The sequence below is a fragment of the Bacillus sp. CECT 9360 genome (genome assembly GCF_918741275.1).
Classification (GTDB): Bacteria; Bacillota; Bacilli; order Bacillales; family DSM-1321; genus Peribacillus.
Map to the genome: position 1 here is coordinate 14,285 of NZ_CAKKNA010000007.1, position 14,183 is coordinate 28,467.

Annotated in this window: 16 protein-coding genes and 1 pseudogene; 15 read left to right on the forward strand and 2 right to left on the reverse strand. The window is 39.9% G+C overall.

Annotated elements, in window-relative coordinates:
• The first annotated feature begins 291 nt into the window (after window positions 1–291).
• The 14 genes and pseudogenes from LQ216_RS09860 (at window position 292) to LQ216_RS09925 (ending at window position 10,055) form a co-directional block, all read left to right on the forward strand.
• Window positions 292–720, forward strand: coding sequence for a DUF5082 family protein (locus LQ216_RS09860; RefSeq protein ID WP_230129139.1), 429 nt, complete (start codon window positions 292–294; stop codon window positions 718–720).
• Window positions 720–986, forward strand: coding sequence for a YwqI/YxiC family protein (locus tag LQ216_RS09865; RefSeq protein ID WP_230129140.1), 267 nt, complete (start codon window positions 720–722; stop codon window positions 984–986). Before LQ216_RS09860 ends, LQ216_RS09865 begins: the two co-directional genes overlap by 1 nt.
• Window positions 987–1,006: 20 nt before the next feature.
• Window positions 1,007–2,929, forward strand: coding sequence for a T7SS effector LXG polymorphic toxin (locus LQ216_RS09870; RefSeq protein ID WP_230129141.1), 1,923 nt, complete (start codon window positions 1,007–1,009; stop codon window positions 2,927–2,929).
• A complete protein-coding gene (locus tag LQ216_RS09875; protein ID WP_230129142.1) occupies window positions 2,890–3,186 on the forward strand; it encodes a hypothetical protein in 297 nt (98 codons plus the stop codon). Before LQ216_RS09870 ends, LQ216_RS09875 begins: the two co-directional genes overlap by 40 nt.
• A 170-nt stretch (window positions 3,187–3,356) precedes the next feature.
• Window positions 3,357–3,566 (forward strand): hypothetical protein, encoded by a 210-nt coding sequence (locus tag LQ216_RS09880; RefSeq protein ID WP_230129143.1) that lies wholly within the window; start codon window positions 3,357–3,359, stop codon window positions 3,564–3,566.
• A 403-nt stretch (window positions 3,567–3,969) separates the two neighbouring features.
• Entirely contained in the window at window positions 3,970–4,215 is a 246-nt protein-coding gene (locus tag LQ216_RS09885) for a pre-toxin TG domain-containing protein (RefSeq protein ID WP_230129144.1), read from the forward strand.
• Window positions 4,216–4,236: 21 nt separating this feature from the next.
• On the forward strand, window positions 4,237–5,034 hold the full coding sequence (locus tag LQ216_RS09890) for a hypothetical protein (protein ID WP_230129145.1): 798 nt from the start codon (window positions 4,237–4,239) through the stop codon (window positions 5,032–5,034).
• Window positions 5,035–5,119: 85 nt separating this feature from the next.
• Window positions 5,120–5,542, forward strand: a complete 423-nt coding sequence (locus LQ216_RS09895) for a hypothetical protein (RefSeq protein WP_230129146.1) — start codon at window positions 5,120–5,122, stop codon at window positions 5,540–5,542.
• A 289-nt stretch (window positions 5,543–5,831) separates the two neighbouring features.
• Window positions 5,832–6,311: pseudogene (locus LQ216_RS09900) on the forward strand (pre-toxin TG domain-containing protein); the annotation flags it as partial.
• Window positions 6,312–6,338: 27 nt separating this feature from the next.
• A complete protein-coding gene (locus tag LQ216_RS09905) occupies window positions 6,339–7,001 on the forward strand; it encodes a TNT domain-containing protein (RefSeq protein WP_230129349.1) in 663 nt (220 codons plus the stop codon).
• A 15-nt stretch (window positions 7,002–7,016) separates the two neighbouring features.
• Window positions 7,017–7,274 carry an Imm59 family immunity protein gene (locus LQ216_RS09910; RefSeq protein ID WP_230129147.1) on the forward strand — a complete coding sequence of 86 codons (258 nt, stop codon included), beginning with the start codon at window positions 7,017–7,019 and terminating at the stop codon, window positions 7,272–7,274.
• A 750-nt stretch (window positions 7,275–8,024) separates the two neighbouring features.
• Complete coding sequence (locus LQ216_RS09915) at window positions 8,025–9,155, forward strand: C40 family peptidase (RefSeq protein ID WP_230129148.1); 1,131 nt, start codon at window positions 8,025–8,027, stop codon at window positions 9,153–9,155.
• 184 nt (window positions 9,156–9,339) lie between these two features.
• On the forward strand, window positions 9,340–9,774 hold the full coding sequence (locus LQ216_RS09920; protein ID WP_230129149.1) for a hypothetical protein: 435 nt from the start codon (window positions 9,340–9,342) through the stop codon (window positions 9,772–9,774).
• Entirely contained in the window at window positions 9,762–10,055 is a 294-nt protein-coding gene (locus tag LQ216_RS09925) for a YxcD family protein (protein WP_230129150.1), read from the forward strand. Before LQ216_RS09920 ends, LQ216_RS09925 begins: the two co-directional genes overlap by 13 nt.
• 244 nt (window positions 10,056–10,299) lie before the next feature.
• On the opposite strand, the gene LQ216_RS09930 is transcribed toward LQ216_RS09925, so the two are convergent.
• Window positions 10,300–11,295, reverse strand: a complete 996-nt coding sequence (locus LQ216_RS09930) for an LLM class flavin-dependent oxidoreductase (RefSeq protein ID WP_230129151.1) — start codon at window positions 11,293–11,295, stop codon at window positions 10,300–10,302.
• A 131-nt stretch (window positions 11,296–11,426) separates the two neighbouring features.
• Window positions 11,427–12,818, reverse strand: coding sequence for an amino acid permease (locus LQ216_RS09935; protein WP_230129152.1), 1,392 nt, complete (start codon window positions 12,816–12,818; stop codon window positions 11,427–11,429).
• A gap of 530 nt (window positions 12,819–13,348) precedes the next feature.
• On the opposite strand from LQ216_RS09935, the gene LQ216_RS09940 reads away from it, so the two are divergent.
• Window positions 13,349–14,173: a M55 family metallopeptidase gene (locus tag LQ216_RS09940; RefSeq protein ID WP_230129153.1), complete on the forward strand. Its 825-nt coding sequence runs from the start codon at window positions 13,349–13,351 to the stop codon at window positions 14,171–14,173.
• Window positions 14,174–14,183 lie beyond the last annotated feature (10 nt).

The window sequence follows — 14,183 nt, forward strand, 5'->3', positions numbered from 1 at the left end:
AAAGTATTAAATTTAGAATAATAGAATTCTGAAGTTAGTGTCAACTAAAATTTATTCTTAGTTTACATATATAATGGGTATTTCCTAAAAATAGTAATTTAGTATGAATTTAAAATAGGTCTTTGTCATTGTTTTTAAATAGATTCATTGTTAATCCTTGAGTCGTAATTACCCATTGGAGTAAAATGAATTGACCATAATTTTACATTTAACGAGCGGTTAAGTATGGAAAATCTCCCCCGAATTTGAAGATAGAATACATTGTTTATATTTGATTTAGAGGTGATCATTGTGGGTTATTCAGAAGTATTACACTCCATCCATGCAGCCATATCCAGTCAATCAGCGGATCTTGGTGCGAAAATTGAGAGGTTAAGACGAGCCAAAAATGAGATTGACAATGAACAAAATGTAAGTCTGGGAGAAATAAAAAAAACACTTCAGCCTGAATTAGGGGACTCCTGGAATGGAACACTGGCGAGAAAATACGATGACGCCCGAGATGAGGCTTTTAGCGTAATGCAGGAAATCATAAATGATGACTATGAGCGATATAAAGAAAGAATAGAAACAAAGATTAACATGCTGGAAGTGGAGAGAACGGCTATGAGTCTTGCTAGCGCCATTGCCCATGAAGCAAACGGGCTGCTTTCAAAAGGGGAAGAAGCGGTCGATAGACTGGAAAATACCATAAGTGATTTGAAGAGGCGGGTATTCTAATGGAAACAATCAAACTAAGATACGATACGGTAATGAAGTCCTTGGATCAGGTACAACATGCCCTCGACTCTGTTAATATCCCGGGACCATCCTCAGGCGCACTGGGACAAAACAAGCTTGAATTCACTGATAAATGGCTGGACCGAGAAGCAAATATTCAAAAAATGGTAAAGCAATATATGGACGTCGTCTACAAAAACCTCGAAGATACCCGGGCAAATGTGGAGTTGCTGAAGGATCAGGATGAAGCCATGGTAAAAAAATAGATTGAGGGGCATGTGGGTAGATGGCAAATAAAATATATGAAGCGGAAACCTTGCTTTCGACAATGGAAGAGCGGGTTCAACAGTATAATGATTTAAAGGACCAACTAACTGGTTTGAAAAAAGAATTTACGAATATTGTAAACCTCGATGATAGTTTCCAGGGCCAGGGGGCTGAAGCGGTCAAAGGCTTTTTTCAGGCGCAGATTGAAGTAGTTGACGCCTGGATTCGTCTGATAGACCGGAATGTAGCCTTCTTTAACGGCATCCCGGGTTCTGCGTCAGATTTATCATTATCAGGAGATACTGTAGTCCAAGTTCCTTTTCTAGAAGATGAACTGCCCAATGCATACCAAAGAGCCAATAACATCGTAACGGCCCAGCAGGATGATCTGCAGAAAATCTTCAATACCATCGACGATTTAGTGCCACTGAATGTTTTTTCAAGAGAAGCCTTTGACGAGCACATTGACCGGGCGGAAAAGAAACGAAAAGAGACAATTGAAAAAGTAAACACATTCGACCAAGAATTGAAAAGTGAATACGAATCCTCGGAAAACGAAGAAATCTTCCTCAATGTACTGTTCAGCAATCTGCTCGAATCAAGCAGTAAAGGCGGCACCGTTTCCCCGTTATATTTCGATGTGCATTCCTACAAAAGCAGCGAGGTTTACAAACTCACAGAAGAAGCCAATCAACAAACAAAGGATTACCTGACCTTCAAGAAAGACCAGGGAGAAGCTCGGCGCATCGAAAAAGAAATGGAAGAGCTTGAAAACCGGCCATGGTATGAGAAAACATGGGACACCGTGGCAACTTTTACCGGGGAAGTCACCGGATATTATGATTTTAAGAGATCTACAGAGGGAGTGGACCCTGTCACGGGCCGAAAACTTTCAACAGCTGAGCGCGTGACAGCAGGTGCCATGGCCGCAGCCGGTTTTATTCCGATCGTTGGCTGGGCAGGAAGAGCCTTCAAAGGCGGCAGAGCCATTTACAGCACAGCCAAAGGATTTAACGCAGCCAGCCATGCGCTGGATGCCTACAAAAATGCGAGATCCTTCAGCGTCCTCCAGCAAACGGAAATGGGCATCTACGGACTAGTCGCAGCCAATGGACTGAGCGAGGCAGCTACCGGCAAGGACATGTTCGGCAATACACTAACGGAAGAACAGCGGCAAAACAGCCTGCTTCAGGCACTAGGGATTGGTGGCGTTGCGGGAACAGCTCGTTTCTTGGATCATCGTGCATCAAAAGGAGTAATATTACCGTACAGCAATCAAAATGCACAAAAAGTGGTAGAGCAGGGCAAGCAAACTATTTCAAACCTTGGAAATAGAATTGGGCAGATTCAAATGCCGGTAAAAATCCGTGTACAATCCGTAAGTTCAGAAACAGGCATTAAGGTTAATGTATATGGGGTTGAAAAGAAATCTATCAGTGAAATGGTACAGCGGTCTTCTAACAACAGTGTTAATACTAAAGATAATAGTAAGCAATCTGTTAATAATGAATTGACTATGAGTACTAAGAGTAAGGATAATCACGGTTCCCCATATACTGGAGTTAAAGAAGCTTCCCAATTTTTAATATCTGAAGGGGTACCACGTCGATTTAGGAAGCAAATTTTGGAGTCATTTGATATTCGGACAATAAAGATGGCTGTTGCAGATCAAAATACTTATGGTTTAAGGTTCTATGACAATGTAAACGCTAGTGCAAAAGGAAGATATTTGTTTGAAACTTTTACACATCAAACCAATCGTAGAAATTTGGCATTACCTCCTGAATGGAATGGTATGACGGGAATTCAGCAGTGGAAAATTAGACCAGATACTACTATTATCAAGGGAGACGCTGGACCACAATTTGAACAAGGTAATCAATATATTGGAGGTAGTGAGCAATGGTATATAAACAACTTGGAAGATCTGATAAAACCCTGAAATTTATAACACTAGCAAATAAAACAATAAAAGAAATAGAAAAAGAGATAATTGCGTATCAAAATAATAATGGAAAAGATGGGAATTTACCTCAATTAGAAAAAATACTACTAGAAGTTAAACAAATGCTGGACTTACAATCTCCGAAGAGATACATGCCGTCATATCCTAGAACAATCGTTGACTCATGGGACTATAAAAGTATATTAGGAAATATGTTACTAGAATTGAATGATTTATATAAGAATTTAGATTGAACTTCTAACTTTAAGAAATATATGAGGTTCGAAAATTAACAATAAGCTGTATAAATGTGGGTTTGAAATCGGCAGGCAGCGGATTTGAAAATCAAGAAGTGCTGCCAAGTCGGAAGCCATATGCTCCTGGTAAACTGCAGAAATAAACTGATTAATATGGAGTGATTGTAATGAATAATTCAGAAGAAAAAAATGAGCAAAATGTTACCGATGAACTAATATCAGCTGTTGTAAAGCATGTAAGGGCCCACAATGATGTCATTATTTTTGAAGACGGCGGAGTCTTGCGGTATTACACAAAAGAAGAGGTTGAAAGTCACAATCAGTTACTAGCATCCGGCACAATTACGCTGACCAACAAAAATTATGATACGGAGTGATAATAACGAATAAATCAGAAGAAAAAGTAATGGATCTCTTTGAACCCCACTTATCATATTGAGGAACAAGATTATTCGGTTGGTGTTGTTCTTCATTAAATCTATTAGTAACCGATATAGAGTGAAATATTAACGAATCAGGTGGTGTTCCTACTATGAAATTCATTGTTTTATTAATCGTATCCCTATTAATCCTTCCTTTTACCAAAGCAGGTTTTCTTAGAGGCCGAGCAATAATAAATTAGATTAATTAAGAAAAGACTTACTCTGTTAGGGGATAGTATAACCTAGTGAAAAGTGAATACGAATCCTCGGAAAACGAAGAAATCTTCCTCAATGTACTGTTCAGCAATCTGCTCGAATCAAGCAGAAAGGCGGCACTGTTTCCCCGTTATATTTCGATGTGCATTCCTACAAAAGCAGCGAGGTTTACAAACTCACAGAAGAAGCCAATCAACAAACAAAGGATTACCTGACCTTCAAGAAAGACCAGGGAGAAGCTCGGCGCATCGAAAAAGAAATGGAAGAGCTTGAAAACCGGCCATGGTATGAGAAAACATGGGACACCGTGGCAACTTTTACCGGGGAAGTCACCGAATATTATGATTTTAAAAGATCTACAGAGGGAGTGGACCCTGTCACGGGCTGAAAACTTTCAACAGCTGAGCGCGTGACAGCAGGTGCCATGGCCGCAGCCGGTTTTATTCCGATCGTTGGCTTGGCATGCAGGGCCTTAGGCGGCAGAGCCATTTACAGCACTACCAAAGGAATTAATGCGACCAGCCATGCGCTGGATGCCTACCGAACTCCTAAATCCTTCAGCATTCTCCAGCAGACTGAAATGGGGATATATGGCCTGGTAGCCTCCAACGGTTTGAGCGAGGCCATGACAGGCAAGGACATGTTCGGCAATACACTAACGGAAGAACAGCGGCAAAACAGCCTGCTTCAGGCACTAGGGATTGGCGGGGCTGCGGGAGCGGCGAGGTATGTGGATCACTTGCAGGCGAAGAATGCGCCGTTTATGGTTAATAAACCGAAAGATATTTTGACAAAGAATAAAGTAGTTAAACAATGCTCTAAAGAAATTGTGATCCATCCCCAAAAATTAGCGGTGGAGGAAGTAATTCGTTATGTAATTAAGAAACAAGAATCTGTAGATTCAGATTTACTATTAAGTGGTTCGGCAATTAAGAAGGTTATGGAGAAAGTAGGCCCGGAAACTACCCGTAGAGATATTGAAAAATTTAAGAGTGATCTGGTAGAAGAATTAACAATTAAAAATAAAGATAAACTAACACCTTCCCAAAGGGCAAGGCTCTGGCAGGGTTCGAATCCATATTTTGGTTTAGATGAGTATGAAGATATTATCTTGAAAAAGGAGATGTTGTTTATACTGGCTATCCTTTTCCAACTGGTTATAGTTTTCCAAAAGAGGTACTGGATGATCCGAATGTTATTAAGTTAAGTAATTTTCAAATAGATGCTGCAGAAGTTCAAAGAATACAAAACAGCATAAGCCTTATTGAGGATAGTGATGGAGGTATTAGATAATGAATGATTTGAAGAGTGGATTATTAGATATTGCAGGAGTTTTAATAAATCCTAACTCAAAATTGAGTGATATTAAATCAAAATTACCTTTGGATAAGGTGAATATCATTAAAGTTGACCAAGAAAATGAATCAATCAGATTACTAGGCCCTGTCGAAATAGGTAATAAAGATTTTTATGTTGTATTAGCTTTTTTCAATAAAGGGATACGCAGAATTGAATTGAGAACTGCTGACCCGACCATAGACGAATGGGATTATAAATCGATGTTGGCTCAACATGGTGATTGGCTTGTGGAACAAATTGGACATCCTGAGGGGATTTTAGATGAGAATATTTTTCAATGGGGTAAGATTATACAATGGGATGATCCGAGAGCCCATGATGCCGGAATAAAGATTCTATACTTCCAGCATCAATAATGAAAAATATGTAAATTAGTCATTAAAGACATCGAGACACAAATTGTAAAATAATTAGGAGTCTTATATTCTTAATTAATAATGTAATTGAGCAAGTCACTTCCAAAAAAGTTAAAAATATGGGTTGCTCTAAGAAGAGTTTTTAATTCGTTAACTTATGGTTTTAATTATTTTCTAAATGGATATATGTACCTGAAGTATAAGATAAGTATGTAGAACCCCCAATCATTTTGTTAAATGGGGATTCTTTTTTTTGTTACTATAAGTTACCAATTAAACCCTTTACTTTGTAAAGGAAATGAAAGAGCTTGAAAACCGGCCATGGTATGAGAAAACATGGGACACCGTGGCAACCTTTACCGGGGAAGTCACGGGATTAAGAGATCTACAGAGGGAGTGGACCCTGTCACGGGCCGAAAACTTTCAACAGCTGAGCGCGTACACAGCAGGTGCCATGGCCGCAGCCGGTTTTATTCCGATCGTTGGCTGGGCATGCAGGGCCTTTAAAGGTGGCAGAGCCATTTACAGCACTACCAAAGGAATTAATGCGACCAGCCATGCGCTGGATGCCTACCGAACTCCTAAATCCTTCAGCATTCTCCAGCAGACTGAAATGGGGATATATGGCCTGGTAGCCTCCAACGGTTTGAGCGAGGCCATGACAGGCAAGGACATGTTCGGCAATACACTAACGGAAGAACAGCGGCAAAACAGACTGCTTCAGGCACTAGGGATTGGCGGGATTGCGGGAGCTGCGAGGTATGTGGATCACTTGCAGGCGAAGAATGCGCCGTTTATGGTGGATAAGCAAAAAGAAACATTAGATACTAAGGGTACTAATGGGGCCGCAGACGATATTTTGAGAAATACAAAATGTACCAAATCGGATTTGCATGGATATCTGAAAAATATTGATGAAAAACGAGCAGATGAATACTTGAAAACAGGAAATTGGCCTGGAGAGATTCAAGTACCTAAAGATCCGAGTGTATTAAAGCCTAATGGTAAAATAGATTGGTCACAGGTTCCACATGATGGATTTAGGCTTGATGAGACTGGATATCCAATTAAAGAACCATATATTCCAAAGGTTGGAGAAGTAATTGATAGATATGGCCCTACTGAGGGGAGATTTACTTCACCGGTTATTGATGGAAAGCCATATACGTATGAACAGCGCTCTTTACCTTATCTCGAAGATACCTCAAAATATCATCAATATAAGATTACGGGCGACTTTAGTAAGATGGAGTCGTATATAAAAAATTGTCCTAACAAAGACTTAATAGCTGCGATTGATGGTTATATGAAAAAATATTCCTTAACATTTGATGATATAGTTATTCAGAAAGGGGATATCGCTTCAGGTTTTGGAACAGCAGGTGGAGGTATTCAATATCAATTGCCATTACCAGCAAAGCTTTTAGAGGATTTGGGTTTGATAAAAATCTTGTTCTAGGTTAGGAGAAATAGTATGAATAACGATGAAGCTAAGAAAATAATTAATAATGAAGAATTAGAAAATTATTGTTTTTTTTGTAACGAGACTTCCAATGAAGGTGAAGTAGTAATTGAAAAAGATGGTCATGAGTGGAAGGTATACACAAACAACGAGAGGGCAACAAAAACAGGGGAGAAAACATACAAAGAAGAAAGTGAAGCTTTACATGATTTTATCGAAAGACTAAGAGGAGACAAAGCAATGAGAAAGTACCTTAAAAAAGTATTGTAGATAAAATTTAAATTTACTTTTGAAACAAAAAATAACTGCGTTTGATCCTACAGGAAAATTAATTTGTTTTGATTATAAAATCATAAAGTTGACATAAATATAGTTATCTGAGAGCATGAAGATGCAGTGGGAAGAGAAATGCTAATGCGGAGGAAGGTCTTTATCCAATGCTCTGTTAGTGATATATAATTTATGGTCAGATGTTTGAAAAATCGATAGATAAAAGTTTGGGAAAAACCCCTATTTTTTAAACAATCAAGAGAGACTTAAAAGATTATATATCGGTAGTGATTCGGTTGAATGAAAATATTGTAAAGTTAAAAATCTACTATTTATTATCACAAAGAAAATATGCAAAATTGTAAATGAAAAGTTATGGGGAAACCCGGGTCAGTTCACAATGGTGGGCTGACTTTTTGTATGGGGATAAATTACATAGTATACAGAAAAAATAAAATCTTTCGGTTTATCGTAACAGTCGAAATATAAATGTAATGAGCCTATAACAGGAATGAAAAAATCAGATGATATACTTCGCTTAGTGTCAAAAATAGGTTTAACTGTTAATTGTTTTTTACTTAAGTCATTCAGACACGTTTTGAGAGATTAATAACAGCGCAGAAATTGCATTTTCATAGATACCAAATAGTTTGTCAGAAGTAAAAATTAATCATTGTCGAATTCCTGTATTATGATCAATTGCTAGAGATGCAGAGTTCAGACTTGGGAAGAAAGCAGGGGAATAAAAAATTGTTAAGAAAAAAATTGATTGCATTGAATATGATTGTTGTACTTGGATTGGGAGGTTTTTTTGCTATTCCGGCTGTTCAGGCTGAAACTAGTAAAACTGGAGTAGAGGAACAACGTGAGGGAATCCAGGGAGATATTAAAGGTGCCGATGAAGAAATTTCTAATCTTCGAGAGAAACAAGCTGCTCTTAATGAGCAACTCGAACGAAGTGAACTTGCTATCAAAGATAATACACAAAAAATAGATGATACAAAAAAACAAATTGCTGATACAAAATCAGAGGTCGAAGAATTCAATAGAGAAATACCTATAATAGAAGATAGAATTTCGAAGCGTAGTGAAGTGTTAAAAGAGCGCGCTCTTTCTTTCCAAGAGAGTGGTGGAGATGTAAGCTATCTTGAAGTGTTGCTTGGTTCTTCAAGCTTCAGGAACTTCGTTGACCGCGTAGGGGCCGTAGCAACTATTGTCGAAGCGGACCGTGAGATTCTCGAACAGCATGAAGCTGATAAAGAGGAATTAAAAACAAAAAAAGCAGCGGTAGAAAAAAAGCTTGCTGATTTGAATGAATCCAGAGTGGAACTAGAAGGCATGATGGCTCAAATCAAAGAGCAAGAAAACCAGGCAAAAACAATGAAGGAAGACCTAAATCAAGAGGAACAGCTTGCAGTTGCTTCTAAGGCTAATCTTCAAAATAAGTACTCAAGCCTTGCAACATATGAAACGGTTGCCACAGACTCTAAAGGAAAAGGCAATAAATCTATTGTAGTAAGAGCTGGAAATAAATATATCGGGAATTCCGTATATGTGTTTGGAGGGGGAAGAACGGCGTCTGATATCGCAAACGGAAGATTTGACTGTTCCGGATTTGTTGCGTGGGCTTATTCCCAAGCAGGCATCAAGCTTCCGGCACATACTGATGCGCTTAAGAATTCAGGAAGCCAGATTTCCTACAGCCAAATTCAGCCTGGAGACCTCGTATTCTTTGATACGTATAAACAAGATGGACATGTAGGCATCTATGTCGGGGGCGGAAAATTCATTGGTAGCCAGAGCTCTACAGGTGTGGCAATTGTAAACATGACGAGCGGTTACTGGGCAGGCAAGTTTAACGGACGTGTTGTAAGGATTTAATAGACTGATAGATAGATTGTGCAATTAAGGCAGGGGATTTTCCCCTGTCTTCTTTCATGGTTGAATTTGTCAGAGATAAAAGTAATTAAAACGAAACCTTTGTCTTTTGATTCCGTATATAATAATATAGGAAACGGACTATGCCTTTCTATAAGAAAATTACACAATGGAGGAATTACCTATAATGATGAAGAAGTTATTAACAGCAATGCTTATGTTATCGATTGCTTTTACTCCGGTAGGAAGCTTTGTGTCTGACGGGACGGACAATGTCGCAAGCGCAAAATCATATAAATCGGGAAAGAGAAGCTTTAACACCAACCCATCAAGCCCGGCTCAGAACAATAAAGCTGAGTCTAATTCCTTCACTAGAAAATCAAACAATACCAACAGTACTTTCAATAGAACTGGCGGCGGCTTAATGCGTGGCATTTTGTATGGCGGCATCGCCGGAATGCTTCTGGGTGGACTATTAGGTAATCTAGGTGCATTTGGTGGATTTATTGGTCTACTGATCAATGTACTGGCTGTTGTTGTGATTATCTCACTTGCCCGCAGAATTTTCAGAATGCTGAAAAATAAACGCAGAGAACAAGATGATAACCCGTGGAAACGCTAATCATTTCCGAGCAGGATGTCGTCAATGCGGTCTGTAAATACATCGCAGACAAAAAACAAATCCAACCTCAAGAGGTTGAAGTGGAACTGATGTATGATGATGATTACGGTTTTTCAGCAGAGGTATATGTTGCCGAGAGAAAACAGGTACTGATCACACAAAATTTAATTGAAGCCCTTCGCGGATGGCTCGACCAAGTGCTCAATATGAATCCTTATCTGGGTATTCAACTGGTCCTTGACGATGAAGAAGGGATCGTTGCCCATATTAAGGGCAGTTAAATAAAAAGGCTAACTTTCATTTAGAAAGTTAGCCTTTTTTACTAATGATATAAATGCTCCTACCTGGAATTTGACTCAAAAGGCCGCAGCAGCAAAAATTATAGTGGCAAAATCGAAAAGAGATTAAACGAGGATCCAGATATATGAGCGGTCGATAAACAGAACATCGTACAAAGCCTCTATTATCTAACGGATATGTAGATTATTCTATGACAGTGAGAATCCTGCAAACGTAGCAAGATTCTCACACATCAAACGTCTCAGCTAATAATTCGTATGATCGCAATTTAGCTTGGAAGTCATAAATATTCGTAATGATCATAAATTCGTCGGTTCTATAAATTTCTTTCAACAACAAAAGCTCCTGCTTCACCTTTTCGGGGGTGCCGATGATTGCTCTGCGCCGGTTATTCCTGATGATTTGCTTGTCTTCGTTGTTAAGAATAACCTTTTTTGCCTCATCCACTGAGAGAATTTGGGTGTCACTGCCTTTGCCGACGTTCAACAGCCAAATGTCCTGGCTCAATGCTAATTCTTCTGCTTCCTCTTCTGTTTCCGCGCATACAACAAAGATGCAAACGTTCATTTTCGGCTCTGAGAGCGAGATGGATGGCTGGAACTTTGTGAAATATTCTTCTGTTGCCCTTCGCCCTTCATTTGGTGAAATAAAGTGGCCATACGTAAATGCCGTTCCGTTTTCCGCGGCTAAACGGGCGCCTCGATGGGATATTCCAAGCAGCCACATTTCCGGTTTGGTATCCGAAAAAGGAGCCGCTTTTACCTCCTCATAAGGATGGCCCGCCGGCAGAGAATCGTATAAAAATCCCTGTAAATCCTTTAACTGGCGTGGAAACTCATTCATGCTTCTTCTTATCGAATCTGTAAGTGCCAGGCGTGTTGCTGTCGCTCCTCCTGGTGAGCGGCCAATTCCGAGGTCAATGCGGCCTGGAAATAAGGCTTCCAGTGTTTTAAAGTTTTCCGCGACTTTATAGGGGCTGTATTGCGGCAGAAGAACTCCACCGGATCCAACACGGATCTTACTAGTGTGGGAGGCGATATGAGAAATCAAGATTTCAGGTGACGAGCTTGCTAAACCATTTGTATTGTGGTGTTCGGCCAGCCAGAAACGCGTATATCCAAGCTGCTCTGCCCAAGTCGCCAATTGCAGGGTTTGCTTCAAGGCCGTGCGGGCATTTGAACCTTTTGAAATGGGTGATTGATCGAGAACACTGAGTTGCATGACGAAAGCTCCTTTAAGTAATCCAATGTATGAATAGTTTACTCCTTTTTTTAAGTTTTTCAAAAGATTGGTCTTGTATGTACAATTGAAAGAGAAAAGGAAGCATCCGCTTAAGATGCTTCCTTCTAAAATCAATCCGTCCGTTTTTTCATTAAAAATGGATAGAGCAACAATCCTATTACAAACAAGCCGATACCGAGCAGGAATGTAGTCATATCAGACGTACCTGTTTTAATCACCCATAAGGAATAGATTAGAGCAAGTATCGTCACGATCCCGTCCAGCTTTCGGGAGCCTTTGATTGTATCGTATGTTTCTCCGGTGATGACCAGCTTCAGCTGATAAATCGCAGAGACAAGATATGGAATCAGATAGGCAAGGGTGGCCACGACAATTACAAAATCGTAAGCCTCGGCTACCGTGCCTGAAATAGTAGAGAATAAGAAAATTTGTGTCATCAAATTTGTAAGTGTTAGTGAGTTTACAGGGCTGCCGTTTTTATTTGTTTTGCCAAAGAACGCAGGGAAAAGATCTGCTTTCGCGGCCTGATACGGCACTTCAGAACTTACGACAATCCAGCCGATTGTTGATCCAATCAGGGCAATGACCGCAAGAAGCGCCATCATGTAAACTCCGCTGGTCCCCACTACAGATTCCAACGCGTCCACTAAAGGTCTCTGCGATTCTCTCAATTGTTCCTGGGGAAGGGCGCCCATTGTCAGTAACGTGATCCCTATATAGATCGTGAGTGAAATCAGGAGCCCGATAATGGTTGCTTTTTTTACATCGCTTTGGGACTTAGCCCGATTGGAGAGCATGACCGCCGATTCAATCCCAATGAATGCCCAGAGAGTTGCGATAGCTGCGGCATTGACCTGGCTTCCTAAAGAACGAACGTGTCCTTGGGTATCGACAAAATCCTTGGCATTGCCTAAGTTCGCGGTATCAAAGATAAAAACAGTGACAACGATGAACAAGGTGAATCCTAATACTTTCGTTACGGTTGCGATTAGATTCATCTTACCGGCGCTATTAAAGCTTCTTGAAAGGATGGCTTGAATTCCCCACAGCATAATCGAACAGATAAGAAATGTAGTAAGTTTTCCTGTATCTAATGTAAAAGATCCGATGTTCATTACTGGTTTCGTGCTAATCATAATGGGAAAGAAGGTGGACAGATAGCCGGCAAATGTAATAATCACTGAGGCAGTTGCTGCCCAGTTTGCCGCCCAATATCCCCATGCCATGCTGTATCCGGCAACTCGTCCGGTTTTAGGTGATGAAAACATCGCCTGCGCGTAGCTCTGCGGCCCCGCCTTTAAATCGGGCTTGCGGACGGCCAAGTTTCCAAAGACTAAAGCAATCATAAATACCCCGAACCCCGTAATGATCCACGCGAGCGTCGAGCCTAGCGGACTTGATTTTAATGCCATATTTGCCGGCAGCATGAAAATACCGCCGCCGACCATATTTCCAATAACGAAGGTTGTTAAGATCCACAATCCCCATTTTTTATTATTCATTTAATTATCTACCTTTCTATATCGTTGGTAAAATTCATTATTGTAGAGTGCGTCAAACTAGTTAAGACGCGGCAGTATTTGAAATATCAGTAATATGATAAAGGGAAAAATTTATTCTACAGGTAATGGTATAAGCATGAAAAAAATGTGTGATACAGGTCCATAACTTCTTATCCCTTAATTCATACATTCCTACCTCTTAAATTACTATGCTAGTATATAATAATATTTTAGTTTGGTAAAGTAATAAAGTAAAAATTATGATTTACCCTTTATTCATAAATCAGATTTTCTAAGTAAAAGCATGAGTATGGGAAAGGGGCTGTGTTCATATTTTTTCTTAAATAAGATTAGAGAGAGAAAAGTAATAAATACATTGATGATTACCATAAATTGGATCGATTGGAATATCGCTATTTATAAGGCTTTCCCTCTATATACCTATATTTCAACAAAATAGGAATTGTAAATGGTTATTTTATAATTTATAATTTTAAGAAAATATTAACTTTTCAAAATAGGAGGTCAACATGAAGTTATATATCTCTGCAGATATGGAGGGCATCACAGGACTCGTTGACCATACGCATGTAGACTCGGGGAAACACAATTATGAACGAGGGCGTATCATTATGACAGATGAAGTCAATCACGTTATTACCTCCGCCATTGATGAGGGGTGCAGGGAAGTAATAGTGAATGACAGCCACTCCAAGATGAATAACCTGTTAATTGAGAGGCTTCATCCGGAAACCCAGTTGATTACAGGAGATGTGAAACCTTTCTCAATGGTTCAGGGCCTTGATGAATCTTTTACAGGAGCTATGTTTGTCGGGTACCATGCACGAGCCGCTTTAAAAGGTGTTATGTCCCACTCGATGATTTTCGGTGTTCGCAATATGTACATAAATGATGTTGCAGTAGGGGAACTCGGTTTTAATGCTTATGTTGCAGGTTATTATGATGTTCCCTTGTTAATGGTTGCGGGTGATGATCGTGCTGCTAACGAAGCAGAACAGCTTATTCCCAATATAACGACTGCCATTGTGAAGGAATCCCTCTCGAGGTCAGCAGCTAAATCCTTAACTCCTGCAAAAGCAGGACAATTGCTTAGGAAACAAACTGCTATCGCTCTTGAAAATAAAAATAATGTGAAGCCACTCACACCGCCTGATCGTCCAATGCTCGGAATAGAGTTTACGAACTATGGCGAGGCGGAGTGGGCAAATTTGATGCCGGGAACGGAGATGATGCCTAACTCAACGATCGTTCAGTTTCAGGCTAAGGATATTTTAGAAGCATACCAGGCAATGCTCGTTATGACAGAGCTTGCCATGAGAACTACATTCTGTTAGGGAGTGCGGA

Excerpts from the sequence above, each read along its gene's own strand:
- LQ216_RS09865 (WP_230129140.1), top strand. The coding sequence starts at position 720 with ATGGAAACAATCAAACTAAGATACGATACGGTAATGAAGTCCTTGGAT.
- LQ216_RS09870 (WP_230129141.1), top strand. The coding sequence starts at position 1,007 with ATGGCAAATAAAATATATGAAGCGGAAACCTTGCTTTCGACAATGGAA.
- LQ216_RS09875 (WP_230129142.1), top strand. The coding sequence starts at position 2,890 with ATGGTATATAAACAACTTGGAAGATCTGATAAAACCCTGAAATTTATA.
- LQ216_RS09880 (WP_230129143.1), top strand. The coding sequence starts at position 3,357 with ATGAATAATTCAGAAGAAAAAAATGAGCAAAATGTTACCGATGAACTA.
- LQ216_RS09895 (WP_230129146.1), top strand. The coding sequence starts at position 5,120 with ATGAATGATTTGAAGAGTGGATTATTAGATATTGCAGGAGTTTTAATA.
- LQ216_RS09905 (WP_230129349.1), top strand. The coding sequence starts at position 6,339 with ATGGTGGATAAGCAAAAAGAAACATTAGATACTAAGGGTACTAATGGG.
- LQ216_RS09910 (WP_230129147.1), top strand. The coding sequence starts at position 7,017 with ATGAATAACGATGAAGCTAAGAAAATAATTAATAATGAAGAATTAGAA.
- LQ216_RS09920 (WP_230129149.1), top strand. The coding sequence starts at position 9,340 with ATGATGAAGAAGTTATTAACAGCAATGCTTATGTTATCGATTGCTTTT.
- LQ216_RS09930 (WP_230129151.1), bottom strand. The coding sequence starts at position 11,295 with ATGCAACTCAGTGTTCTCGATCAATCACCCATTTCAAAAGGTTCAAAT.
- LQ216_RS09935 (WP_230129152.1), bottom strand. The coding sequence starts at position 12,818 with ATGAATAATAAAAAATGGGGATTGTGGATCTTAACAACCTTCGTTATT.
- LQ216_RS09940 (WP_230129153.1), top strand. The coding sequence starts at position 13,349 with ATGAAGTTATATATCTCTGCAGATATGGAGGGCATCACAGGACTCGTT.